At 63.7% G+C, this 18,873-nt stretch carries 26 protein-coding genes; 21 read left to right on the forward strand and 5 right to left on the reverse strand.

The features are described from left to right. The first annotated feature begins 55 nt into the window (after positions 1 to 55). From JRN21_00850 to ftsY, 8 genes are read left to right on the forward strand one after another with little or no spacing between them, the layout of a single operon-like run. Entirely contained in the window at positions 56 to 367 is a 312-nt protein-coding gene (locus JRN21_00850) for an RNase P subunit (protein ID MDG6987858.1), read from the forward strand. Between the two features lie 42 nt (positions 368 to 409). Continuing rightward, positions 410 to 862, forward strand: a complete 453-nt coding sequence (locus JRN21_00855; protein MDG6987859.1) for a 30S ribosomal protein S19e — start codon at positions 410 to 412, stop codon at positions 860 to 862. Between the two features lie 2 nt (positions 863 to 864). Then, a complete protein-coding gene (locus JRN21_00860; protein MDG6987860.1) occupies positions 865 to 1,140 on the forward strand; it encodes a DNA-binding protein in 276 nt (91 codons plus the stop codon). Position 1,141: 1 nt separating this feature from the next. After that, complete coding sequence (locus JRN21_00865; protein MDG6987861.1) at positions 1,142 to 1,300, forward strand: 50S ribosomal protein L39e; 159 nt, start codon at positions 1,142 to 1,144, stop codon at positions 1,298 to 1,300. A 6-nt stretch (positions 1,301 to 1,306) separates the two neighbouring features. Next, entirely contained in the window at positions 1,307 to 1,591 is a 285-nt protein-coding gene (locus tag JRN21_00870) for a 60S ribosomal protein L31 (protein MDG6987862.1), read from the forward strand. Positions 1,592 to 1,595: 4 nt separating this feature from the next. Further along, positions 1,596 to 2,261 carry a translation initiation factor IF-6 gene (locus JRN21_00875; protein MDG6987863.1) on the forward strand — a complete coding sequence of 222 codons (666 nt, stop codon included), beginning with the start codon at positions 1,596 to 1,598 and terminating at the stop codon, positions 2,259 to 2,261. Between the two features lie 10 nt (positions 2,262 to 2,271). After that, the gene (gene pfdA, locus JRN21_00880) at positions 2,272 to 2,694 is read left to right on the forward strand and encodes a prefoldin subunit alpha (protein MDG6987864.1); all 423 of its coding nucleotides are present in this window, start codon (positions 2,272 to 2,274) and stop codon (positions 2,692 to 2,694) included. An 8-nt stretch (positions 2,695 to 2,702) separates the two neighbouring features. Beyond that, positions 2,703 to 3,611, forward strand: coding sequence for a signal recognition particle-docking protein FtsY (gene ftsY, locus JRN21_00885; GenBank protein ID MDG6987865.1), 909 nt, complete (start codon positions 2,703 to 2,705; stop codon positions 3,609 to 3,611). Here the strand turns inward: ftsY and JRN21_00890 are convergent. Continuing rightward, positions 3,608 to 4,369, reverse strand: coding sequence for a carbon-nitrogen hydrolase family protein (locus JRN21_00890; GenBank protein MDG6987866.1), 762 nt, complete (start codon positions 4,367 to 4,369; stop codon positions 3,608 to 3,610). The genes ftsY and JRN21_00890 overlap by 4 nt on opposite strands. Positions 4,370 to 4,397: 28 nt before the next feature. Next, entirely contained in the window at positions 4,398 to 5,111 is a 714-nt protein-coding gene (locus tag JRN21_00895; GenBank protein MDG6987867.1) for a hypothetical protein, read from the reverse strand. Positions 5,112 to 5,114: 3 nt separating this feature from the next. On the opposite strand from JRN21_00895, the gene JRN21_00900 reads away from it, so the two are divergent. The 8 genes from JRN21_00900 to JRN21_00935 are packed head-to-tail and all read left to right on the forward strand — an operon-like array spanning position 5,115 to position 13,039. Further along, positions 5,115 to 6,416 (forward strand): argininosuccinate synthase, encoded by a 1,302-nt coding sequence (locus JRN21_00900; protein MDG6987868.1) that lies wholly within the window; start codon positions 5,115 to 5,117, stop codon positions 6,414 to 6,416. Beyond that, positions 6,379 to 7,854 carry an argininosuccinate lyase gene (argH, locus tag JRN21_00905; GenBank protein MDG6987869.1) on the forward strand — a complete coding sequence of 492 codons (1,476 nt, stop codon included), beginning with the start codon at positions 6,379 to 6,381 and terminating at the stop codon, positions 7,852 to 7,854. The genes JRN21_00900 and argH overlap by 38 nt, the downstream gene beginning before the upstream one ends. 5 nt (positions 7,855 to 7,859) lie before the next feature. Next, positions 7,860 to 8,033: a lysine biosynthesis protein LysW gene (locus JRN21_00910; protein MDG6987870.1), complete on the forward strand. Its 174-nt coding sequence runs from the start codon at positions 7,860 to 7,862 to the stop codon at positions 8,031 to 8,033. Continuing rightward, entirely contained in the window at positions 8,034 to 8,885 is an 852-nt protein-coding gene (lysX, locus tag JRN21_00915; GenBank protein ID MDG6987871.1) for a lysine biosynthesis protein LysX, read from the forward strand. A 1-nt stretch (position 8,886) separates the two neighbouring features. Next, positions 8,887 to 9,948, forward strand: a complete 1,062-nt coding sequence (locus tag JRN21_00920) for an N-acetyl-gamma-glutamyl-phosphate reductase (protein MDG6987872.1) — start codon at positions 8,887 to 8,889, stop codon at positions 9,946 to 9,948. 4 nt (positions 9,949 to 9,952) lie between these two features. Then, positions 9,953 to 10,759: a [LysW]-aminoadipate/[LysW]-glutamate kinase gene (locus JRN21_00925; GenBank protein MDG6987873.1), complete on the forward strand. Its 807-nt coding sequence runs from the start codon at positions 9,953 to 9,955 to the stop codon at positions 10,757 to 10,759. Then, on the forward strand, positions 10,756 to 11,946 hold the full coding sequence (locus JRN21_00930) for an aspartate aminotransferase family protein (GenBank protein ID MDG6987874.1): 1,191 nt from the start codon (positions 10,756 to 10,758) through the stop codon (positions 11,944 to 11,946). Before JRN21_00925 ends, JRN21_00930 begins: the two co-directional genes overlap by 4 nt. Next, complete coding sequence (locus tag JRN21_00935; GenBank protein MDG6987875.1) at positions 11,921 to 13,039, forward strand: M20/M25/M40 family metallo-hydrolase; 1,119 nt, start codon at positions 11,921 to 11,923, stop codon at positions 13,037 to 13,039. Before JRN21_00930 ends, JRN21_00935 begins: the two co-directional genes overlap by 26 nt. A gap of 3 nt (positions 13,040 to 13,042) precedes the next feature. On the opposite strand, the gene JRN21_00940 is transcribed toward JRN21_00935, so the two are convergent. Next, positions 13,043 to 13,870, reverse strand: coding sequence for a D-tyrosyl-tRNA(Tyr) deacylase (locus JRN21_00940; GenBank protein ID MDG6987876.1), 828 nt, complete (start codon positions 13,868 to 13,870; stop codon positions 13,043 to 13,045). Between the two features lie 174 nt (positions 13,871 to 14,044). Here JRN21_00940 and JRN21_00945 point away from each other — a divergent pair, with 174 nt between their 5' ends. Next, positions 14,045 to 14,212, forward strand: a complete 168-nt coding sequence (locus JRN21_00945) for a protein translocase SEC61 complex subunit gamma (GenBank protein MDG6987877.1) — start codon at positions 14,045 to 14,047, stop codon at positions 14,210 to 14,212. Positions 14,213 to 14,221: 9 nt separating this feature from the next. Here the strand turns inward: JRN21_00945 and JRN21_00950 are convergent, their stop codons facing one another. Next, a complete protein-coding gene (locus JRN21_00950; GenBank protein ID MDG6987878.1) occupies positions 14,222 to 14,989 on the reverse strand; it encodes an ABC transporter permease in 768 nt (255 codons plus the stop codon). After that, positions 14,989 to 15,921, reverse strand: coding sequence for an ABC transporter ATP-binding protein (locus JRN21_00955; protein ID MDG6987879.1), 933 nt, complete (start codon positions 15,919 to 15,921; stop codon positions 14,989 to 14,991). Before JRN21_00955 ends, JRN21_00950 begins: the two co-directional genes overlap by 1 nt. 174 nt (positions 15,922 to 16,095) lie before the next feature. Between JRN21_00955 and JRN21_00960 the strand changes: the two genes are divergently transcribed. From JRN21_00960 to JRN21_00975, 4 genes are all read left to right on the forward strand, one after another. Then, a complete protein-coding gene (locus JRN21_00960; GenBank protein MDG6987880.1) occupies positions 16,096 to 16,593 on the forward strand; it encodes a transcription elongation factor Spt5 in 498 nt (165 codons plus the stop codon). 11 nt (positions 16,594 to 16,604) lie between these two features. Next, the gene (locus JRN21_00965; GenBank protein MDG6987881.1) at positions 16,605 to 17,087 is read left to right on the forward strand and encodes a 50S ribosomal protein L11; all 483 of its coding nucleotides are present in this window, start codon (positions 16,605 to 16,607) and stop codon (positions 17,085 to 17,087) included. A gap of 177 nt (positions 17,088 to 17,264) precedes the next feature. Then, positions 17,265 to 17,915 carry a 50S ribosomal protein L1 gene (locus JRN21_00970; GenBank protein MDG6987882.1) on the forward strand — a complete coding sequence of 217 codons (651 nt, stop codon included), beginning with the start codon at positions 17,265 to 17,267 and terminating at the stop codon, positions 17,913 to 17,915. Beyond that, complete coding sequence (locus tag JRN21_00975; protein ID MDG6987883.1) at positions 17,916 to 18,788, forward strand: 50S ribosomal protein L10; 873 nt, start codon at positions 17,916 to 17,918, stop codon at positions 18,786 to 18,788. It abuts the gene before it with no gap. The last annotated feature ends 85 nt before the right edge of the window (positions 18,789 to 18,873 follow it).

An 18,873-nucleotide genomic window follows, 5' to 3' on the forward strand; every position in this document is an offset into this window, starting at 1 on the left:
GCCGGCCCCGAGGGTCCGGGAGCACGGTTAAGACCTTCGCCACACGACAGGGGCTGTGAAGTCCCGGAAGGGGGCCAAGGAGGAGGCCGCCGAAGTCGTCAGGTTCCTGACCGAGTCGGCCGTGGCCCTCTCCCACACCGACCCGGCGATGGCCAGAGAGCAGGCGGCCCTCGCCAGGAAGGTGAAACTGAGGTTCAACGTCCGGCTCGACCCCTCCCTCAGGAGGTTCACCTGCCACGGGTGCAAGGAGCTCCTCGTCCCCGGCGTCAACGCCAGGGTCCGACTGGGTCACGGCAAGCAGGCCGTCATCAGGGTGACGTGCGCCGATTGCGGCCACGTAAACCGAAAAATCGTCGGAACGCCTTAAATACAGTTGGAAAGGGCTCGGAAATCCGCTTCGTGAAACGAAATGGTGAACGCCCACGACGTCCCGTCAGGCAAGCTGATATCCGCCTTGGCCGAGCAGATGAAATCGGTCTCCGCTGTCCAGGAGCCCGACTGGGCGAAGTACGTCAAGACAGGCTCCCACGCTGAAAGGCCCCCTACGAACTCCGACTGGTGGTTCACCCGCGCTGCTTCGCTGCTTCGGAAGCTCTACCTCCACGGCCCGGTGGGCCTGGGGGACCTCGAAAGGGCCTACGGCGGCACGAAGGCGCTGCACTATTATCCGAAGCACCATAGAGACGCGGGCGGCTCCTCCATCCGGAAGATCCTGAAGCAGCTGGAGCAGGCTGAGCTCGTGTCCAAGACCCCCAAGGGGAGGGTCCTGACTTCGAAGGGGCGGGCGATGCTGGACAAGACGAGCAGGGAGGTCTTCACGACGCTCGCCGCCGAAGACAAGGCGCTCGCGAGGTACGCGTAGCCATGTCCGAGCAGCCCCAGAAGCAGCCCGACAAGGAGGCTTCCGAGAGGAAGATGATGAGGGAAGGAGCCCTCAGGATGGCGCTCACTTCTGACGCGAGGCAGCGGCTCGCGAACGTCAGGATGGTCCGCCCAGACCTAGCTTCCTCCATAGAGGAATATGTCATCCAGCTCGCATCGTCCGGAAAGCTCGCGAAGCCGGTGGATGACGAGCAGGTCAAGCAGATGCTGACGGCGCTGCAGGGCAAGAAGCGCGAGATCAGCATCAGGAGAATATGAAATGGCCCGAGTGAAGGACGCTTCGAAGAAGAACAGGCTGACCAAGGCCACCAGGCAGGCGCGTTCCGTCCCAACCTGGGTCATAGTGAAGACCAACCGCAAAGTCCGGTCCAACCCGCAGCGGAGGCACTGGCGCCAGCGGAAACTGAAACTCAGGTGATAACAGTTGTCTGAAGATAAGAAAGGAGAGTTGACCAGGACCTACGTCGTCCCGCTCGGCGTGGTCTATGAGGCCCCGCCCTACCGGAGGGCGAAGAAGGCGGTGGCGGTCATAAGGGAGTTCGCGACCCGCCACATGAAGGCCGAGCAGGTCAGCATCGACACCGAAGTCAACGAAGTGATCTGGGCGAGGGGGATCGAGCACCCCCCGAGGCGCATCACCCTCGAAATGGAGCGGGATGAGGACGGCGTCGTCAAGGTCAGCCTCCCCCCAGCGCCAGAAAAAGTGTGACCCGATGGGTCTCCACCTGCTGGACATCTACCGCAGCCCCAACATAGGGATCTTCATGCGGGCCAACGACAGGTTCCTCCTCTTACCCAAGGGGCTCGCCCAGACGAAGTCTGACAAGCTCTGCGAAGCGCTTCAGGTGACCGCCGTCCCGACTTCGATCGGCGAGTCGAGGCTCCTGGGGGCGCTCGCGTCCATGAACGGCAACGGAGTGCTTGTCTCCAGGCTGGCTGAGGACGCCGAGATCGCTGAGATCAGGAGCGCCACCGGGCTGAACGTCTCAAGGCTAGAATCCAAGCTGACGGCCGCGGGGAACCTCGTGGTAGCCAATGACAGGCGGGCCATCGCCTCCCCTGCCCTCGAAGCCAGGGCGCTCGCCCAGGTGAAAGACGTCCTGGGGACCGAGGTGGAGAGGGTCCCCATAGGGGAGTACCACCAGGTGGGGTCCCTAGCGGTAGCCACCAACAGCGGCGCTGCCGTCTATCCGGGGCTCGACGAAGCAGAGGCGGCCCGGTTCGGGGAGCTGCTGGGGGTCGACGCGTATCCGACGTCCGTGAACGGCGGGGTCCCTTACATAGCCTCGGGGCTGGTTGCCAACTCGAGGAACGCGGTGGCCGGGAGCCTGACGACCGGACCGGAGCTTGTGTTTATAACGCGGGCGCTGAGCGTTTGAAAATCCTGAAATGAGCCAGCAGCCTTCGGCCGAAGAGGCGGTCAACGAAATACTCGTTGAGATCAGGGTCCTCGAAGGGACCTACAACGAGCTCACAGCGAGACAGAACCTCCTCGAGAGGGCGCTCCTGGAGGGCCGGGCAGCCCTCGACGCGATAAAGGGGCTCCAGGAACAGACCTCAGAGGTCCTCACGCAGATAGGGGGAGGGGTGATGCTGAGGACAGAGCCGCCGGCAACCGACAAAGTGCTCGTGCAGGTTGGCGCCAACATAGTGCTCGAAAAGCCCAGGGAAGAAGCGGTGGCCATCTTGGAGGAGAGGAGCCGCGACATCGAGAAGTCCCTCGTGGCCATCGTGAGCCAGAGGAACGAGATCGCTCAGAGGCTGAACGCAGACAGGGAAGCGCTGAACAGCCTGATGGGCCGAAGCCAGTAGGGGTCCCGTTGTTCGACCGGCTGAAGCAGGCTTTCTCGTCCATAACCAGCGCGGTAAAGGAGAAGGAACTCAGCGGCGAAGGCCTCGACAAGGCAGTGTTCGACTTCCAGCTCTCGCTCATCGAGAGCGACGTAGCTCAGGGGGTGGCTGAGGCGCTAACCACGGAGGTCCAGAAAAGCCTCGCCGGGACCAAGGTCGACCGCTCGGTGGACCTCTCCGAGGTGGTCGGGGAGAGGCTCACGTCCGCCCTGAAAGCCGCGTTCGAGAAGGCGGGGACGGTGGACCTGGCGGCGAACGTCAGGGAGAAGTCGAAAAGAGGAGAGCCCTACGTCGTCCTGTTCCTCGGGATAAACGGGACAGGGAAGACCACGTCGGTCGCCAAGCTCGCCAGCTTCCTGAAGAAGAGCGGCCTGTCTGTGGTCTGCGCGGCCGGGGACACCCACAGGCCCGGGGCCATAGAGCAGCTCACCGAGCACGCTGACAGGCTGTCGCTCAAGGTGGTCTCGCAGCGCTACGGCGCGGACCCGGCGGCGGTCGGAAGGGACGGGGTCCTGTACGCCAGAGCCCACCACGTCGACTGCCTCCTCATAGACACCGCCGGGAGGATGCAGACCAACCAGAACCTGATGGAAGAGATGTCGAAGATAGCCAGGGTCGTCAAGCCAGACTTCCGCATCTTCGTCGCCGACGCCCTGACCGGGAACGACGCGGTGTCCCAGGCCGAGCTCTTCAACCAGCACGTCGGGTTCGACGGGGCCATCCTCACAAAGTCTGACGCCGACGTGCGGGGAGGCGCCGCGCTATCGATAGTCTACTCCACCGGGAAGCCGGTCATCTTCCTGGGTGTGGGGCAGGGGTATGACGACCTCGTCCCCTTCGACTCACAGAAGTTCCTCGGCTCGCTGCTGCAGCGCTAGTCCGGCTCTAGGGCGTCCCTCGGGTACGTCTTCTTGGCGTCCCTGGCCACCTTCCCGTCTATCTCGACGGTGGCGAAAGGGCGCTCCCTGCTGGTCGTCGCCAGGACGTTCCCGTCAGGGTCCACCGCCCATCCAACCCCGCCAAACCTCGCCGCCCCCCGCTTCCCCGTCCTGTTCGAGGATATGCAGTAGGCGCCGGAGACCACGGCCGCGACCTTCCCTCCGGCGAGCCACTTGTCCGTGCTCAGCCCCGTGCACCTCGGGACGGCTATGAGCCCAGCCCCCTTCTTGCCGTAGGACCTCGCGTCCGCCATCGACCAGAGGTCGCTGCAAATCAGGAACCCGACTTTCCACCCTTCTGCCTCGAACAGAGAGGACCTCCTGCTCCCCCTCGCATACCATCTCGCTTCGTAGAAGCCTTCCTGGTCGGGGAGGTACCGCTTGCGGTGGGAGGAGACAAACCCATCCGGCGTCCAGGCGAACCCTTCGTTGAACCTCCGCCCCGCCGACTCCACGGGCCTGGAGCCCAGGACGGCGCGAGCTCCCAGCTCCGGCACCCTCCGCGTCCAGCTCCGGTGCGCCTCGACCGCCTCGCTCCACGCCTCTTCGTCATACCTCGCCCCGGCGAAGACCCATTCCATGAAGGGGACCTCTGGGAGGAGCACCATGTCCGACGACTCCTCCCTCACGTGCCTGGCCAGCCTCAGCCACTCGGAGGCGAAGGCTCCCCTGTCGTCCGGGAGCTCACAGACGGTCACCCTCATCTCCGCCCTCTCCCCGGGTCCATCACTTGTCCCGCTCCCCCAGCTTCCTCTGCTCCTCCCCCACGAGCTCGGTGAGCGCCTCGAAAGCCCTGCTCGCGTCCTTCATCTCGACCAGCATGATGGTGTCCGTGTAGCAGCTGACCGTGTCCTCCACGTTGATGCGCCTCCTGAAGAGCTGGTTGTAGAAGGCGCTGATGCACCCCGGGGTCGTCACTATGGCCTCCGGGCTGTGGACCGTTATGGCTGCCTCTCCCTCCCCCTCGTCCAGCACCTCAGCGGCCGCCAGAGACCGCCTGACCCTGGCGTGCAGCTTCTGGTCGAAGATCAGGGTGATGTAGGACTGCGACTCTGACACCTGGATGAAGTCCTCTTGGTTCCCCGAGAGCAACGCAGTGACGGTCTGGAGGGTCCTCCTCGTCCTCTCGACAGAGAGGCGCGAGACGTGGGTCCTGACGTTGACTACGCTCTCGGCGATGACCCTCCCCACTCCGGGAGACGGGACCGAATAGGACCTCCTCAGGCGCTTGAGCGCCGTCGCGACCCCCACCTCGCTGACCCCCTTCGCCTTCTTCCCCGTCCTGGTGGCCACCTTGGGGACCAGGACTCTCGCGAGGGCGCTCAGGTTCGCATAGTCCCTGGCCATGGCGTCCTGTATCGACAGGTCGGAGTCGACCTCTTCCTTGACGGCCCTGGTCACCGAACGGGCGTTGACCAGTTTTGGGTCATGTTTGACCAAAACATGTTTTTCCTGTCCATAATCTATAAAAATATTGGCTCGGCCCGCGGTGAAAGAAGATTGCGCAGAACCGTCGTCCTTGCTTTCTCAGGCGGGCTTGACACCTCGGTTTCGGTAAAATGGCTAGGTGAGAAGTATGACGCCGACGTCGTCACAGTGACCCTCGACCTCGGCCAGCGCGACGACCTGAAGGAGGTGGAGCGGCGCTCCAGGCAGATAGGGGCGCGGAACCACTACACCATTGACGCGAAGTCGGAGTTCCTCAAAGACTACGTGTGGCCGTCTGTCATGGCCAACGCCCTCTACGAGGGGAAGTACCCCCTCAGCACGGCCCTGGGGCGTCCTCTGATCGGCAAGAAGCTGGTGGAGGTGGCCGAGAGGGAGGGAGCTGACGCCGTCGCCCACGGGTGCACGGGGAAGGGGAACGACCAGGTCAGGATCGACGTGACCGTGAGGGCCATGAGCCCGGGGCTCCAGGTTATCGCCCCCGTCCGTGAGTGGAACATGAGCAGGGACGAGGAGATCGCCTATGCACAGAAGAGGGGGCTCCCGGTGAAGCCTTCGAAGTCCATCTACAGCGTCGACCAGAACATCTGGGGGAGATCCATGGAAAGCGGCCCCCTGGAGAACCCGGGGACAGAGCCCCCCGAAGACGCCTTCGAGTGGACCGTCTCCCCGGAAGAGGCTCCCGACGAGCCGGGGTACCTCGACATCGAGTTCCGGGAGGGGGTCCCCACCAGGGTGAATGGGCGCTCGATGGAGCCGCTCAAGCTGGTGAGCTACCTGAACGAGGTCGCAGGCTCGCACGGAGTGGGGAGGATAGATCACATAGAGGACAGGCTGGTGGGGATAAAATCACGCGAAGTCTACGAGTGCCCCGCCGCCTCCGTGATCCTGGAGGCTCACAGGGACCTGGAAAAGCTGGTGCTCACCCGCCACGAGCTCGACTTCAAGGCCCAGGTGGAGCGGGAGTGGGCCTGGCTCGTCTACGCGGGGCTCTGGCTCGAGCCCTTGCGCACGGCGCTGGACCGGTTCATCTCAGCGACCCAGCACAGGGTCACCGGCTCTGTCAGGGTGAAGCTCTACAAGGGGTCCGCCAGGGTCGTGGGGAGGTCGTCGGAGTACTCCGTCTACGACGTCGGGCTCGCGACATACGGCCGCGGGTCCAAGTTCGACCAGAAGAGCGCCGTGGGGTTCATCGAGCTGTGGGGGCTCCAGTCGAGGGTCGCCGCGGGATTGAGCTCGCAGGTTGAGGAAGGCAGGAAAAATGGACATACGAGGACCAAGGCTAAGGAAGCAAAGTGACGAGGCCCTCAGCTTCACCTCATCTATGGCGGACGACGGACGGATCGCCCGCCGGGTCGTCGAGGTGAACATGGCCCACATGGCAGCCCTTGTGAAGGCCGAGGAGGTAGACCGCCAGGTGGGGGCGAGATGCCTGAAGTTCCTCCTCAGCGCGTCGTCCGAGATCTCCCCAGGGGCCAAGGCCGAGGACTTCCACCAGCAGCTTGAGCAGGACGCCGTCGACGCACTGGGGGTCGAGACCGCCGGGTTCCTCAACTACGGCAAGAGCAGGAACGACCAGGTCGCCACCGCCATCAGGATGGAGCTCAGAGCGGCGATAGTCGAGCTCGTACGGGCGATCGGCGCCCTGCAGGCGGCGCTCCTCGGGCAGGCCAGGAAGAGCGGCGTCCTGACGCTCCCGGGATACACCCACCTCCAGCGGGCCCAGCCCGTCACCCTCGCCCACCACCTCTTCGCGCACTTTGACGCCTTCCAGAGGGACGCCGAAAGGGCGCTCCAGCTCTACGGCAGGGTGAACCTCTCTCCTATGGGGTCCGCCGCCATGGCCGGGACCTCTGTCAGGATAGACAGGGGGTACGTCGCCCGGCTCCTGGGGTTCCCGGGGCTGGTCGCGAACGCCATGGACGGGGTGTCGTCGAGGGACACGGCGGTCGAGTCCCTCTCGTGCGCCGCCATCGCCATGCTCGACGCGAGCCGCCTCGCCGAGGAGCTCATCCTCTGGAGCTCGGCCGAGTTCGGGCTCGTCGAGCTCTCCGACTCCTACGCCGCCTCGAGCAGCATAATGCCCCAGAAGAAGAACGCCGTCGTGGCAGAGATGGTCAGGGCCAAGGCGGGTTCCGTGATCGGGGACCTGGTTGGGGCCTGCGTCATACTCAAGGCCCTCCCCTATTCGTACAACCTCGACCTGCAGGAGGTCACCCCCCACCTCTGGCGGGCCCTGGACGACGCCACGGACTCGACGCGCCTCCTCGCCGGGATGGTCGGCACTGCGATGTTCAGGGAGGATGTCGCACGGTCCGCCGCCTCCGGAGGCAACTCCACGGCCGTCGCCCTAGCCAACCACCTGGCGAGCGAACAGGGGCTCTCGTTCCGACAGGCGCACGCCGTAGTCGGCCAGCTCGTCCGAATCTCAGAAGAGACCGGGGAGCCGCTCCAGGAGACCGCCGCGAAGCGCCTCCCTGAAGTCTCCTCAAAGTTCGGAAAGAAGGTCGCCCTGGACCGGGGCACCATCGACGGCCTTCTGGACCCCGCGAAGTTCCTCGGGCGCATATCGACGGAAGGGGGGTCGAATCCAAGGCAGATCAAGAAGGGGCTGGGGGACCGCGAGCGGGACCTGGCCTCCATCGAGGCATCGGTGGCCCTCCTCAGCTCGGCTCTGAAGGCGTCAGAGAAGAGGTTGCACGCCGCTGCTTCGGGCATCGCCAGGGAGGTGAAATAGAGAGATTGAACACAAGCTGCGCAGAGTGCGGAGCGGAGCTGGCCGTCCCCAACGACGCGATAGTGGGGGAGATAGTCTCCTGCAAGGACTGTTCCACCGAATACGAAGTGGCTGAGATTTCCAACGGCAACGTGCTCCTGAAGCCCGCAGAACAGGTCGGAGAGGACTGGGGAGAGTAAGTGAAGCTAACCATAACCTTCGACAGGCTCAGGTGGGAGGAGAAGGCGCTCAGCGACGCGGCCGAGTCGGCAGGGCTCAACCCTTCGCTGGTGGACGTCAAGGGGCTCGTCTTCGAAATACCGAAGAAGCGTCAGGAGTTCGGGGACGTGGTCCTGCAGCGTTGCATCAGCCACTACCGGTCGTCTCTCCTCACCCGGACCCTCGAAGGGTCGGGGCTGAAGGTGGTCAACAGCTTCGACGTGGCCGAGACCTGCAGCAACAAGCTAGCGACGAGCATCGCCCTGGCAAACGCCGGGGTCCCGACCCCGAGGACGCTGCTGGCCCTGACCTCAGAGGCGGCGGAGGCAGCGGCGGAGGAGCTAGGATACCCTCTGGTCCTCAAGCCGTTCACAGGGAGCTGGGGGCGCATGGTGACCGTGGTGCGCGACAGGGCCACTCTCCAGTCGCTGATCGAGTTCAAGGAGGAGCTGGCGAACCCCGCCGAGCAGCACATGTACTACCTGCAGGAGTACGTGCGAAGGCCCCCGCGGGACATACGCGCCGTGGTCGCCGGGGACTCCATAGTCGCCTGCGTCCACAGGATCGCCCCTAGGGGAGAGTGGAGGACCAACGTGGCGCGGGGGGCCGTGTCGAAGTCGTTCAAGCCGGACGGAGAGCTGAAGGAGATCATACTCAAAGCCGCGGAGGCGGTAGGAGGCGGCATCCTCGGCGTGGACGCCATGGAACCGGAGTCCGGGTACCTCGTCCACGAGGTGAACAACACCGTCGAGTTCAAGGGGGCCCAGTCAGCGGTGGACGCCGACATCCCCGCCCAGCTCGTGAAGTACGCAGCCGAGTCAGCGAGGAGATAGCATGGTCAGGGTGGGGATCCTGGGGGCCTCCGGCTACATCGGAGGGGAGCTGCTGCGGCTCCTCCTTCAGCACCCGGGCGCCGAGATCACGGCGGCCACCTCGAGGAGGCACGCCGGGGAGTATGTCTTCAGGGTCCACCCCAACCTGAGGGGGATGACGGAGCTGAAGTTCTCCCCCGACGATGCTTCCAAGGTGATTGAGAGTTCCGACGTGGTCTTCGCCGCCCTCCCTCACGGCGAGTCCGTCAAGGTCGTCCCCCAGATAGCAGACGCGGGGCTCAGGGTGGTCGACCTGAGCGCCGACTTCCGGCTCAGCGACAAGGGGCAGTACCCCGGGTGGTACGGCTACGAGCACCCCCGGCCCGACCTCCTCGAAAGGTTCGTCCTCTCGATTCCGGAGATAAACCGCGACCAGGTCAGGGGCGCGCGCCTCGTCTCGTCCCCCGGCTGCATGGCCATCACGGCCATCCTCGCCCTCGCCCCTCTCTTCAGGGAGAAGTCCCTGGGGGTAGACAGGGACCACGTCGTGGTGGACGCCAAGGTAGGCTCGTCTGGGGCGGGGGGGAAGCCCTCACTCGCCACGCACTTCTCTGAGAGGTACAGCGTGGTGCGTCCCTACAAGCCCGCCGGGCACAGGCACTCGGCGGAGGTCGAGCAGGTCCTTACCGCCATGGCTGGAGAGCGGGTCAAGGTCTCCATGTCCGCCCACGCCGTGAACATGGTCAGGGGGATACTCGTCACCTCCCACGTCTTCACGGCAGGTCCGGTCAAGGCACTGGACGTGTGGAAGGCCTATCGCTCGATGTACGCGGGGAGCTATTTCGTCCGCCTCGTGAGGGACAAGCAGGGCCCCTTCAGGCTCCCAGACCCTAAGCTCGTGGTGGGGTCCAACTTCTGCGACGTAGGGTTCGAAATCGAGGAGAGGACGGGCCGACTCGTCGCCCTCTCTGCGACAGACAACCTCGTCAAGGGGGCGGCCGGAAACGCCGTCCAGTCGATGAACCTGATGCTGGGGCACGACGAGAAGGAGGGGCTCACAATGGCGCCCCTGCACCCGGTGTAGCGCGATGAGGGTCGTGGTGAAGATAGGAGGGAGCCTGATGAAGAACGAGCCCCCCGCCGGCCTCGTCCGGGACTTCGCGCGGCTCGCCCCTGAACACCAGCTCATCCTGGTCCATGGCGGGGGAGACGTCGTGACAGACTACGCCACCCGCCTGGGAAAGGAGCAGCGCTTCGTCGTCTCTCCAGAGGGGGTCAGGAGCAGGTACACCGACAAGGACACGGCAGAGATATACCAGATGGTCATGTCCGGGCTGCTCGCCAAGAGGCTGGTGCAGGCCCTCGGCCAGGAAGGGCTCAGGGGGGTCTCAATCTCGGGGAGCGACGGCGGGCTCCTCCAGGGAAAGAGGAAGTCGAAGCTCGTGGTGGTGGACGAAAGGGGAAGGAAGGTCGCCATAGAGGGGGGGTACACAGGTAAGGTCCAGGAGGTCGACCCGACCCTCCTGAACGCGTTCCTGGAGAAGGGGTACGTCCCTGTCATATCCCCGGTCGCGAGGGGAGAAGCAGGAGAGCCCCTCAACATCGACGGGGACAGGGCAGCGTCGTCCGTCGCGGCAGGGACAGGTGCAGACGCGGTGGTATTCGCTACAAACGTCGACGGCCTAATGCTCGACGGCCGGCTCGCGGAACGCCTTTCGGCGGCCGAAGCCTCCTCCAGGCTCCCGACCGTCGGCTACGGGATGCAAAAGAAGGTCATGGCCGCCGTGGAGGCCGTGGAGGGCGGAGTGAAGGAGGCGATAATCTGCTCGGGGGTGCGGGAGTCTCCCCTGTCCCGCGCCCTGGCGCGCGAGGGGTGCACGGTGATAACACCATGACAGGGCGGACCGAAAGGATAGAAGACTCGCTCGAGGTCCGCGCCTTCAACAAGTTCCCCGTCGCCATAGTCAGGGGGAAAGGGTCTGTCGTCTGGGACTCCGCAGGGAAGGAGTACATCGACTTCATGAGCGGGATAGGGGTGGCCCTCGTGGGGCACTGCAACGACTCGGTCCTGGCAGCCATCAGGGTCCAGTCCGAGAAGCTGATCACCTGCCACGGTTCCTACTATAACGACGCCAGGGCCGACTTCGTCGAGCGCCTCGTCGGGTGCGCGCCGAGGGGGCTGGAGAGAGCCCTGCTGACAAACACTGGCACCGAGTCCGTGGAGGCGGCCATCAAACTGGCCAGGCGCAAGACGGCGAGGAAGAAGGTCGTCTCGATGAAGGGAGGGTTCCACGGGAAGACGCTGGGGGCGCTCTCCGCCACCTGGAACAGGAAATACCGGGACCCGTTCGGGCCCCTCCTCGACGGATTCGAGTTCGCGGAGTACGGAGACCCGCAGTCGCTGGACTCGGTGGTCGACGGCGACACGGCTGCCGTCCTGGCCGAGCCAATCCAGGGGGAGAGCGGGGTCATAATCCCCCCAGCGGACTACTTCAGGCAGGTGAGGGAAGTCTGCGACCGGAAGGGGGCGCTCCTCATCTTCGACGAAATCCAGTCGGGGCTGGGAAGGACCGGGAAGATGTGGGCCTCGGAGCACTGGGGGGTGGTCCCGGACATAATGACGGTCTCCAAGGGTCTCGGGGGAGGGCTCCCGATCGGGGCGGCCCTGGCCACCCCTGAAGTCGCGGAGAGCCTGAAAGGGGGGGAGCACACCAGCACCTTCGCAGGGAACCCTCTGTCCTGCGCCGCCGGGTCGGCGACCCTGGACTTCATAGGGAAGAACGACCTCCCGGGGCAGGCAAGGGAAAAGGGGGAGTACATGAAAGCCGCCCTCTCGAAAATCGCCTCTGGCCACAAACTGGCCAAGGAGGTCCGAGGGCTGGGGCTGATGCTGGCCCTGCAGTCCAGGGTGGACATCCACTCCCAGCTCCTCTCGGCGCAGTCGAAGGGGCTCATCACGGCATACTCCGGGAGGGACACCTTCAGGTTCCTTCCAGCCCTCACAATCGATCGCGATCAGATCTCCAAGGGCCTAGGGACGCTCGAGGGTGCGATAGGTGAAGAGGAAGCCGCAAGGGCCTGACGGATCCCACGCGGGGGCGGTCGAACTCCTCTTGGGGGCTTTGAAGATCTACTCTCCAACGGGAGAGGAGGCGGGGCTGGGGGCCTATCTGGCCGAAAACATGGTCAGGGTGGGGTACTCGAACGTGCGGACCGACAGGGCAGGGAACGTCCTCGGGGAAGTGGGGAAAGGGAAGGTCCGACTCCTCCTCTGCGGCCACATGGACACGGTCCCCGGCAAGCTCCCGGTCCGCAGGACAAAGGACGAGGTCTTCGGGAGGGGGGCCGCCGACGCGAAGTCCCCGCTCTGCGCGCTGCTCCTTGCGGGGGCGAAGGCCGCAGACAGCGGCGTGAAGGTGACCTTCGCCGGGGTCACAGAGGAAGAAGGAGACGGCGCGGGGATCGAGAGTCTGGCCGGCGGCGCCGCAAGGTACGACTACGCGGTCTTCGGAGAGCCGAGCGGAGCCGACAGGATCGCCATCGGAGCCAGAGGGAGGATGAGCCTGAAGTTGGAAGTGAAGACCTCCGGGGGGCACGCGTCCTCTCCCTGGGCCAACCTGAGCGCCTTCGACGCCTTCACCGCGGTCCTCGCCAAGCTCCGCAGCTACGAAAGCTCGAAGCAGGTCGACGGCGACCACTTCAGGTCGGTCTCCATATCGCCTACCATGGTGAGCGCGGGGACCTACCAGAACGTGATACCCGGCCTCTGCAAAGCGACCCTCGACCTTCGCCTTCCGCCGTCGCTCTCGTCTTCCCAGGCGGTCAGAGAAATCCGCTCTATAGTCGAGGGGTCGGCGGACGGCGCGAGGGTCGCCATCACGCCAGGCCCTCCCACTGAAGCCTACGAGGCTGACCCGGGCTCCACGCTGGTCAGGGCGTTCCAGAGGGCCATCATCGTCAGGCTGAAAGCGAAGCCGGTCCTGGTCCGGAAGACGGGGACCGGGGACATGAACACCTTCGCCCAGAAGCGGGCTATAGGGTGCCTGACCTACGGCCCAGGTATGTCGAGCTCCAGCCACACCGACTCCGAGCTCGTCCGCATCAGAGATTATCTCGACAGCATAGAGGTCGCGAAAGAGGCCATAGGCCAGCTCGCGGCGCTGAACCCAGGCTGAGCGTCAGACCCTGACCTCTTCGAGGCCGAACTGCCTGACCAGGCCGACTACCTTCTCCTTCTGCGGGCCCAGCCCCTTCCAGTCGAGGACTGCGTACCTGACGGGGGCGGTGGACCTTTGGAGCATCTGTCCCACCATCTTCTCGTCGAGGTGCTCCAGTGCGTACTTGGGGGCGACGTAGGCAAGCGCCATCTCCTCTTCTACCAGGATTCTGGTGAACTTCTCCGAGTAGTGCGTCCCCCCGAACGCCACCGCCACCTTGGACCAAATCTGCCGGTCGGCGAGGCTCTCCACGAGCGCCCTGGCCACGACCCCGGCCGCCCTCTTGTCCCCCCAGTACTTCTCTGAAGAGCCGAGCTCCACGAACAGCACAGGCTTCTGCAGGGAAGTGGGCCCATGGTGGGTCGCCTCGAGCGCGATCTCGTATCCCTTCACGTCTTCCTGTCGCTTCCAGAGCGCGGTGAGGTAGTTCTTCAGCAGGGACGGGTCGGACCTCCCGAGCTCCCTCCCGGACCCGCCGAACTTCGCCTCCGACGCGAAGTTCCCCGTGGTGTGAGCTGTAAGCGAAGCGATCCCCGAGGCGGCGCTGTGCCTCGACAGGAAGATGTACGCCTGGGGGTTGAAGTATTCGTCCAGGCCAGGAGGTTCTACGATAGTCCCCTCGAACTGCGCGAGGAGAAGGGAGCCCTTCTGGTACACCGCCTTCCCCAGCAGGTTGACCCCGGTGGACCCGAACCCCTCGGATCCGATCAGGGCTGAAGCGAGGGTCCTGGAAGCGAGGTCGGTGGTGGAGGCGACGATGACGGTGGCAGGCTCACCCTGAGGGGTCAACGCGTCCCGCCAGACGGGCGGTGATTATAACGCTGGGGCGTCGACGCGCAGTTCCGGAAGACTGGCACAAGACGCTGGACGAACCAGAAGGAACCCCGACAGGGCACGGCGGCGGCCGGTTGAAAGAGTCCGACACTAAGCATATAAGCTGACCATGGGTCCAGCCCTGCTGAAATGGGGTTCCGCGACTTCTTCAGGTCGTCTGCGGCCATCTTCAGGCTGGCCCACAAGAGCGACAGGGACGAGTTCACCCTCTACCTCAAGCTAGTCTCGCTCGGCGTAGTCGTGGTCGGGACCATAGGCTTCATCATCAAGCTGGTAGGCAGCATCTTCTTCGGCTGAAAAGCCGCTCTAGGTGTAGGAAACGTCCGATCGCATGTAGGCTCTCACCGCGATGAACAGGGTCGCCGCCGTGAGGACCGACAGCCCCGCTAGCTGGTAGACGTCTCCCACCCCCACGGCTCCGTTGTAGCCGTCCCTGACCACGTTGACCACGTACGTGAGCGGGTTCACCATGAAAAGCGCCCGTATCGGAATCGGGAGTCCCGAGCTGAGCGGGTAGAAGACGGGGCTGGCGAAGTTCACTACGAATATGACGAGCACCTGGACGCTGTTGTAGGCGTTGTTCGACTTCACAAGCGCCGAGATCAGAAGCATGAGAGACCCGAAGAAGATCGAGCCGACCAGGAGCGAGACCAAGACGGCCAGCGCTCCCAGCGCCGAGATCGAGGTCACCCCTGTCAGGAGATACGACCCCAGGAGCATCACCATCGCGCCCGCGAGGCCGAACATCACCGTGGTGAACATTATCCCAAGCAGGTACTGGAGCCGCGTGAAGGGCCCCACGAGAAGCTGCGCGAGCATCCCCCATCTCCTGTCCGCCCAGAGCATGCTCCCTCCCACGGTCCCCGCTATGATGGTCTGGAACGACATGATCCCGGGGGTGAGGAAGATGATGTAGGAGTTCGGTGCGCTCCCCGCGGGCGCGAAGGACTGGAACCCGAACCCGAAGAACACCAGGTACAGGGCGGGAAGGCCTACCAGGAAGATGAGCGTCCCAACGTCAGTGTTCACCTTGATGTTCCTGTATACGAGCCTGGCCAGGTTCGGGAGCTCCATCAGTTGCTCCCCTCCTTAGAGACCGAGTCGATGAAGACATCCTCAAGCGTGTCCTTTCTCACGTTGAGCCACTCTATCTGGGAGTCCGTCTCCCTCGCCACCGCCAGTATGGTGGCCAGCGCGTCCTTGGGGCTGTCAGAGAGTATCACGGCCGACCCTTCACCGCGCTTGACGGAGCCGCGGACGCCGAGGGCGTCGGAGAGCCGCAGGTAGAACCTCTCCGCGCCGGAGCTCTCCACCGTGACTTCGATCGCCCTCTTGCCTCTGTAGAGGTTCTTCAGGTTGTCCACGGTGTCCATCACCAGGATCTTGCCCTCGTCTATGACCGCGACGCGGTCACAGAGGTAGTCCGCCTCCTCGAGGTTGTGCGTCGTGAAAACCACGGTCAACCCTCTGCCGACCTCGGCCTTCACGAAATCCAGGAGCTGCCTCCTCATGATCACGTCGAGCCCGACGGTCGGCTCGTCAAGAAAGAGGACGTCCACGTCGTGAATCAGCTCCCGTGCCACCTGCACCCTCCGCTTCTGGCCTCCTGAGAGGTCGAAGGCCCGCTTCTTCCTGATCTCGTCCAGGCCGAACTTCTTCAGCAGCTCTTCTCTGCGCTTCACCCTCTCTGACGCGGGGACCCCCCAGAGTACCCCGTAGACGTCGAAGTTCCCCTGGACGGTGGTGAAGTCGAACGACTCGTCCTGCTGCACGACCCCTATCCTCTTTCTTATGCTGGTGCCGTCCTTCGACGGGTCCATCCCAAGGATCGACACAGAGCCTTCCGATGCCCTGATCAGGGTCGTAAGGATCTTGATGAGCGTGGACTTGCCTGCCCCGTTCTTCCCCAGCAGGCCGAAGACCTCCCCCTTCCTCACCTCGAAGTCGACCCCTTTCAGGGCGTACTTCTTCCCGTCGTAGGTGTGCTTCAGACCGTTAACCTTGATGACCGGGTCTGGGGCCGCGCCTGCATGAGAAGCCGGGAGCAAGTCGGAAGCACGCGCCTTTCAGGTTTTATAAATATCCGGCGCACCTAAAGTGATGTAACGAAAGGCTGGGCCGTGTTTCTTCAACGGCGGGCCATAAGGTTATTAGCCTAACCGAAGTCGGCCTTTTTCGCCGTGGCCGTTATCAGCGATCAAGAGAGAAGCAGTTCCATATTCCCGGTCAAGACCACCGGAGGTCAGGAAAGGACGGTCGCAACGTTCGTGGCTAACAGGGCGGTCCAGAAGGGGAAGCCGATCTATTCGGTCCTGGCGCTGGACACCTGGAAGGGGTACGTCCTCTTCGAGGCGCCGAACAGCCAGGTAGTGGACGAGAGCATCCAGGGGTTCAAGCACGTGAGGAGCAAGATCCCGGGCATGATGCAGTATTCTGACATCGAGAAGTTCCTCGTGACGAAGTCCATGGTCGCCGAGCTCAACGTCGAAGACACCATAGAGATCGTCGCCGGGCCTTTCAAGGGGATGCGCGCCAAGATATCGAGGGTGGAGAAAGAGAAGCAGGAGATTACAGTCTCGCTGCTGGACACCGCCTTCAGCATGCCTATCACCATTGATGCCGGTTATGCCAAGCTGGTGGGGAGGGCGAAGCCAGAGGCCCCACAGGCCCAGTCCTGAGTGAGAGCAAGATGGGAGAAAAGCAGGTCATCAACGTACTGGTTACAGGCGGGGAAGCGAGTGCGGGCCCACCGCTGGGCCCGGCGCTCGGTCCTCTGGGCGTGAACGTCCTCGGCATCGTGAACGAGATCAACAGTCAGACGGGCGACTTCAAGGGGATGAGGGTCCCGGTGAAGGTCGAGGTGGACAAGGAGACCAAGAAGTTCACCATCTCAGTGGGGACGCCTACGACCTCGGCACTGGTGGCGAAGGAATCTGGTATCCCGAAGGGGTCTTCGAAGCCGAACGTGGACTTCGTGGGGGACCTGACCATGGACAAGGTGATAACCATCGCCAAGAACAAGATGGCAGGGTCCTACGCGGCCTCGGTCCGGTCGGCGGTGAAGGAGGTCGTGGGGAGCTGTGTCAGCATGGGGGTCAAGGTCGAAGGGAAGGACGCCAGAGAGTCCATGAAAGAGATAGACGAAGGCAAGTGGGACGCAAAGTTCCAGTGACCGGCTCCTTTCTTGCAGCGTAGTGTCGCCGTCCGTGGTACATGGAATGCGCCGGTTCCAGACCTGCTTTCCGGGGGACGAGCCGTTCCGAGCCCCGGCTTTCCTCGGCGTGCCATTTTAGCGCGCACGGTTTTAAATAGGCCTCGGCGGGCCGGTGAAAAGAAACTGTGAAGTGGTATGCTTACGAATCAGCAACTCGCAGACCTGGTCAAAAAGGGTAAGGGCCAGTCCAAGGAGACGAAGTTCACCCAGTCTGTTGAAGTGATGATCAGCCTCAAGGAAGTCGACCCCAAGAAGACCGACCTAAACATCAACGAGATAGTCTACCTCCCCCACCCCACGTCTAAGCAGTCGAGGATATGCTTCATCGGATCGGGGGACCTCGCGGTAAGGGCGAAGAACGCGAAGGCAAATCTGGTCTTGGACCCGGCGCAGCTCGAGAGCTATGGCGGGAGCAAGAGGGAAGCAAAGAAGCTCGCGCGCGCTTACGACTTCTTCCTTGCAGACACGGCGCTCATGCCAAGGGTGGGCAAGATCCTGGGGACGGCCCTCGGTCCGAAGGGGAAGATACCCTCTCCTGTCCCTCCCAACTCGCCCATCGAGACGATGATCAACAGGATGAGGACGGCGGTCAGGGTGAGGAGCAGGGGGTCCCTGGGTGTCATGTCGAAGGTCGGTGACAGCAAGCTGACGGAGCCGGAGCTGGCGGAGAACATCGTGGCCGTGGTGAACGCCGTCACGAAGAAGCTCCCCAACGGCGACAGGAACATCAGGACGGTCATGGTCAAGACGACGATGGGGAAGCCGGCCAAGCAGGCGGTGGAGTAGATGAGCGAGACGGTCCAGGTCCACAAGCACCTCCCCGAAAAGGTGGAGACCGTGGAACGGGTCTCGAGCCTGGCGAAGAAGTACCCGGTCCTCGCGATCACAAACCTCTCCAAGGTGAGGGCGAGCCAGCTCATGGCGGTGCGCAAGGCCCTGAGAGGGCACGCCGAGGTCTTCGTGGTGAAGAACACGCTCGCCATCCTGGGGCTCCAGAAGGCGGGCATCAAGAACGCCGACCAGTTGCTCTCCCATCTCGCCGGTCAGAACGCGCTGATTTTCTCCACCTACGACCCGTTCAAGCTCTTCCTCACCCTCGACAAGAACAAGGTCTACCTGCCGGCAAGAGCCGGGGACAAGGCCCCTGACGACATAATCGTCCCGGCCGGAAACACCAGCCTCCCGGCGGGTCCGGTCCTGAGCGAGTTCAGGGAAGCAGGCATCCAGACCAAGATCGAAGGGGGGAGCATCTGGGTCAACAAGGACTCCGTCGCCGTAAAGAAAGGAGGCGAGATCACCCCGAAGCTGGCGAGCCTCCTCTCGAAGCTCAACATCAAGCCCATCCGCGCGGGGCTCGCCATCGCGCTGGCATACGAGAACGGGCTCATCTACGCAGGCGACCTGGTCGCCATAGACCTGGAGGAGTACAGGCGGAGTCTGGTGGAGGCCTACACGTCATCGCGAGGGCTGGCCATCGTCATAGGATACGTGACCAAGGAGACCGCCCCGGACATCCTGGCGAAGGCATACAGGGAGGCGATGAGCCTCTCCATCGAGGCAGGGATCCTAGACGGGGAGACGGCTCCGATGATATTCGCGAAGGCGGAGGCAGAAGCCGCCGCGCTCGAAGCGAAAGCCAGAGAGAAAGGCCTGCAGTAGACGTAGCCCGTTTCAGAGCATCCTCAGCGGCTTAGACAGAGGCCCTGCCTTCAGCGGCCATGCGGAAGCTACGCTAACTAACACG

The organism is Nitrososphaerota archaeon, assembly GCA_029785825.1.
In the GTDB taxonomy this organism is placed as follows: Archaea; Thermoproteota; Nitrososphaeria; order Nitrososphaerales; family Gagatemarchaeaceae; genus UBA183.

Bases quoted from the DNA above. Each gene is read 5' to 3' on its own strand.
- JRN21_00855 (MDG6987859.1), top strand. From the start codon at position 410: ATGGTGAACGCCCACGACGTCCCGTCAGGCAAGCTGATATCCGCCTTG.
- JRN21_00860 (MDG6987860.1), top strand. From the start codon at position 865: ATGTCCGAGCAGCCCCAGAAGCAGCCCGACAAGGAGGCTTCCGAGAGG.
- JRN21_00865 (MDG6987861.1), top strand. From the start codon at position 1,142: ATGGCCCGAGTGAAGGACGCTTCGAAGAAGAACAGGCTGACCAAGGCC.
- JRN21_00875 (MDG6987863.1), top strand. From the start codon at position 1,596: ATGGGTCTCCACCTGCTGGACATCTACCGCAGCCCCAACATAGGGATC.
- pfdA (MDG6987864.1), top strand. From the start codon at position 2,272: ATGAGCCAGCAGCCTTCGGCCGAAGAGGCGGTCAACGAAATACTCGTT.
- JRN21_00900 (MDG6987868.1), top strand. From the start codon at position 5,115: ATGTTTTTCCTGTCCATAATCTATAAAAATATTGGCTCGGCCCGCGGT.
- argH (MDG6987869.1), top strand. From the start codon at position 6,379: ATGGACATACGAGGACCAAGGCTAAGGAAGCAAAGTGACGAGGCCCTC.
- JRN21_00920 (MDG6987872.1), top strand. From the start codon at position 8,887: ATGGTCAGGGTGGGGATCCTGGGGGCCTCCGGCTACATCGGAGGGGAG.
- JRN21_00925 (MDG6987873.1), top strand. From the start codon at position 9,953: ATGAGGGTCGTGGTGAAGATAGGAGGGAGCCTGATGAAGAACGAGCCC.
- JRN21_00930 (MDG6987874.1), top strand. From the start codon at position 10,756: ATGACAGGGCGGACCGAAAGGATAGAAGACTCGCTCGAGGTCCGCGCC.
- JRN21_00945 (MDG6987877.1), top strand. From the start codon at position 14,045: ATGGGGTTCCGCGACTTCTTCAGGTCGTCTGCGGCCATCTTCAGGCTG.
- JRN21_00950 (MDG6987878.1), bottom strand. From the start codon at position 14,989: ATGGAGCTCCCGAACCTGGCCAGGCTCGTATACAGGAACATCAAGGTG.
- JRN21_00965 (MDG6987881.1), top strand. From the start codon at position 16,605: ATGGGAGAAAAGCAGGTCATCAACGTACTGGTTACAGGCGGGGAAGCG.
- JRN21_00970 (MDG6987882.1), top strand. From the start codon at position 17,265: ATGCTTACGAATCAGCAACTCGCAGACCTGGTCAAAAAGGGTAAGGGC.
- JRN21_00975 (MDG6987883.1), top strand. From the start codon at position 17,916: ATGAGCGAGACGGTCCAGGTCCACAAGCACCTCCCCGAAAAGGTGGAG.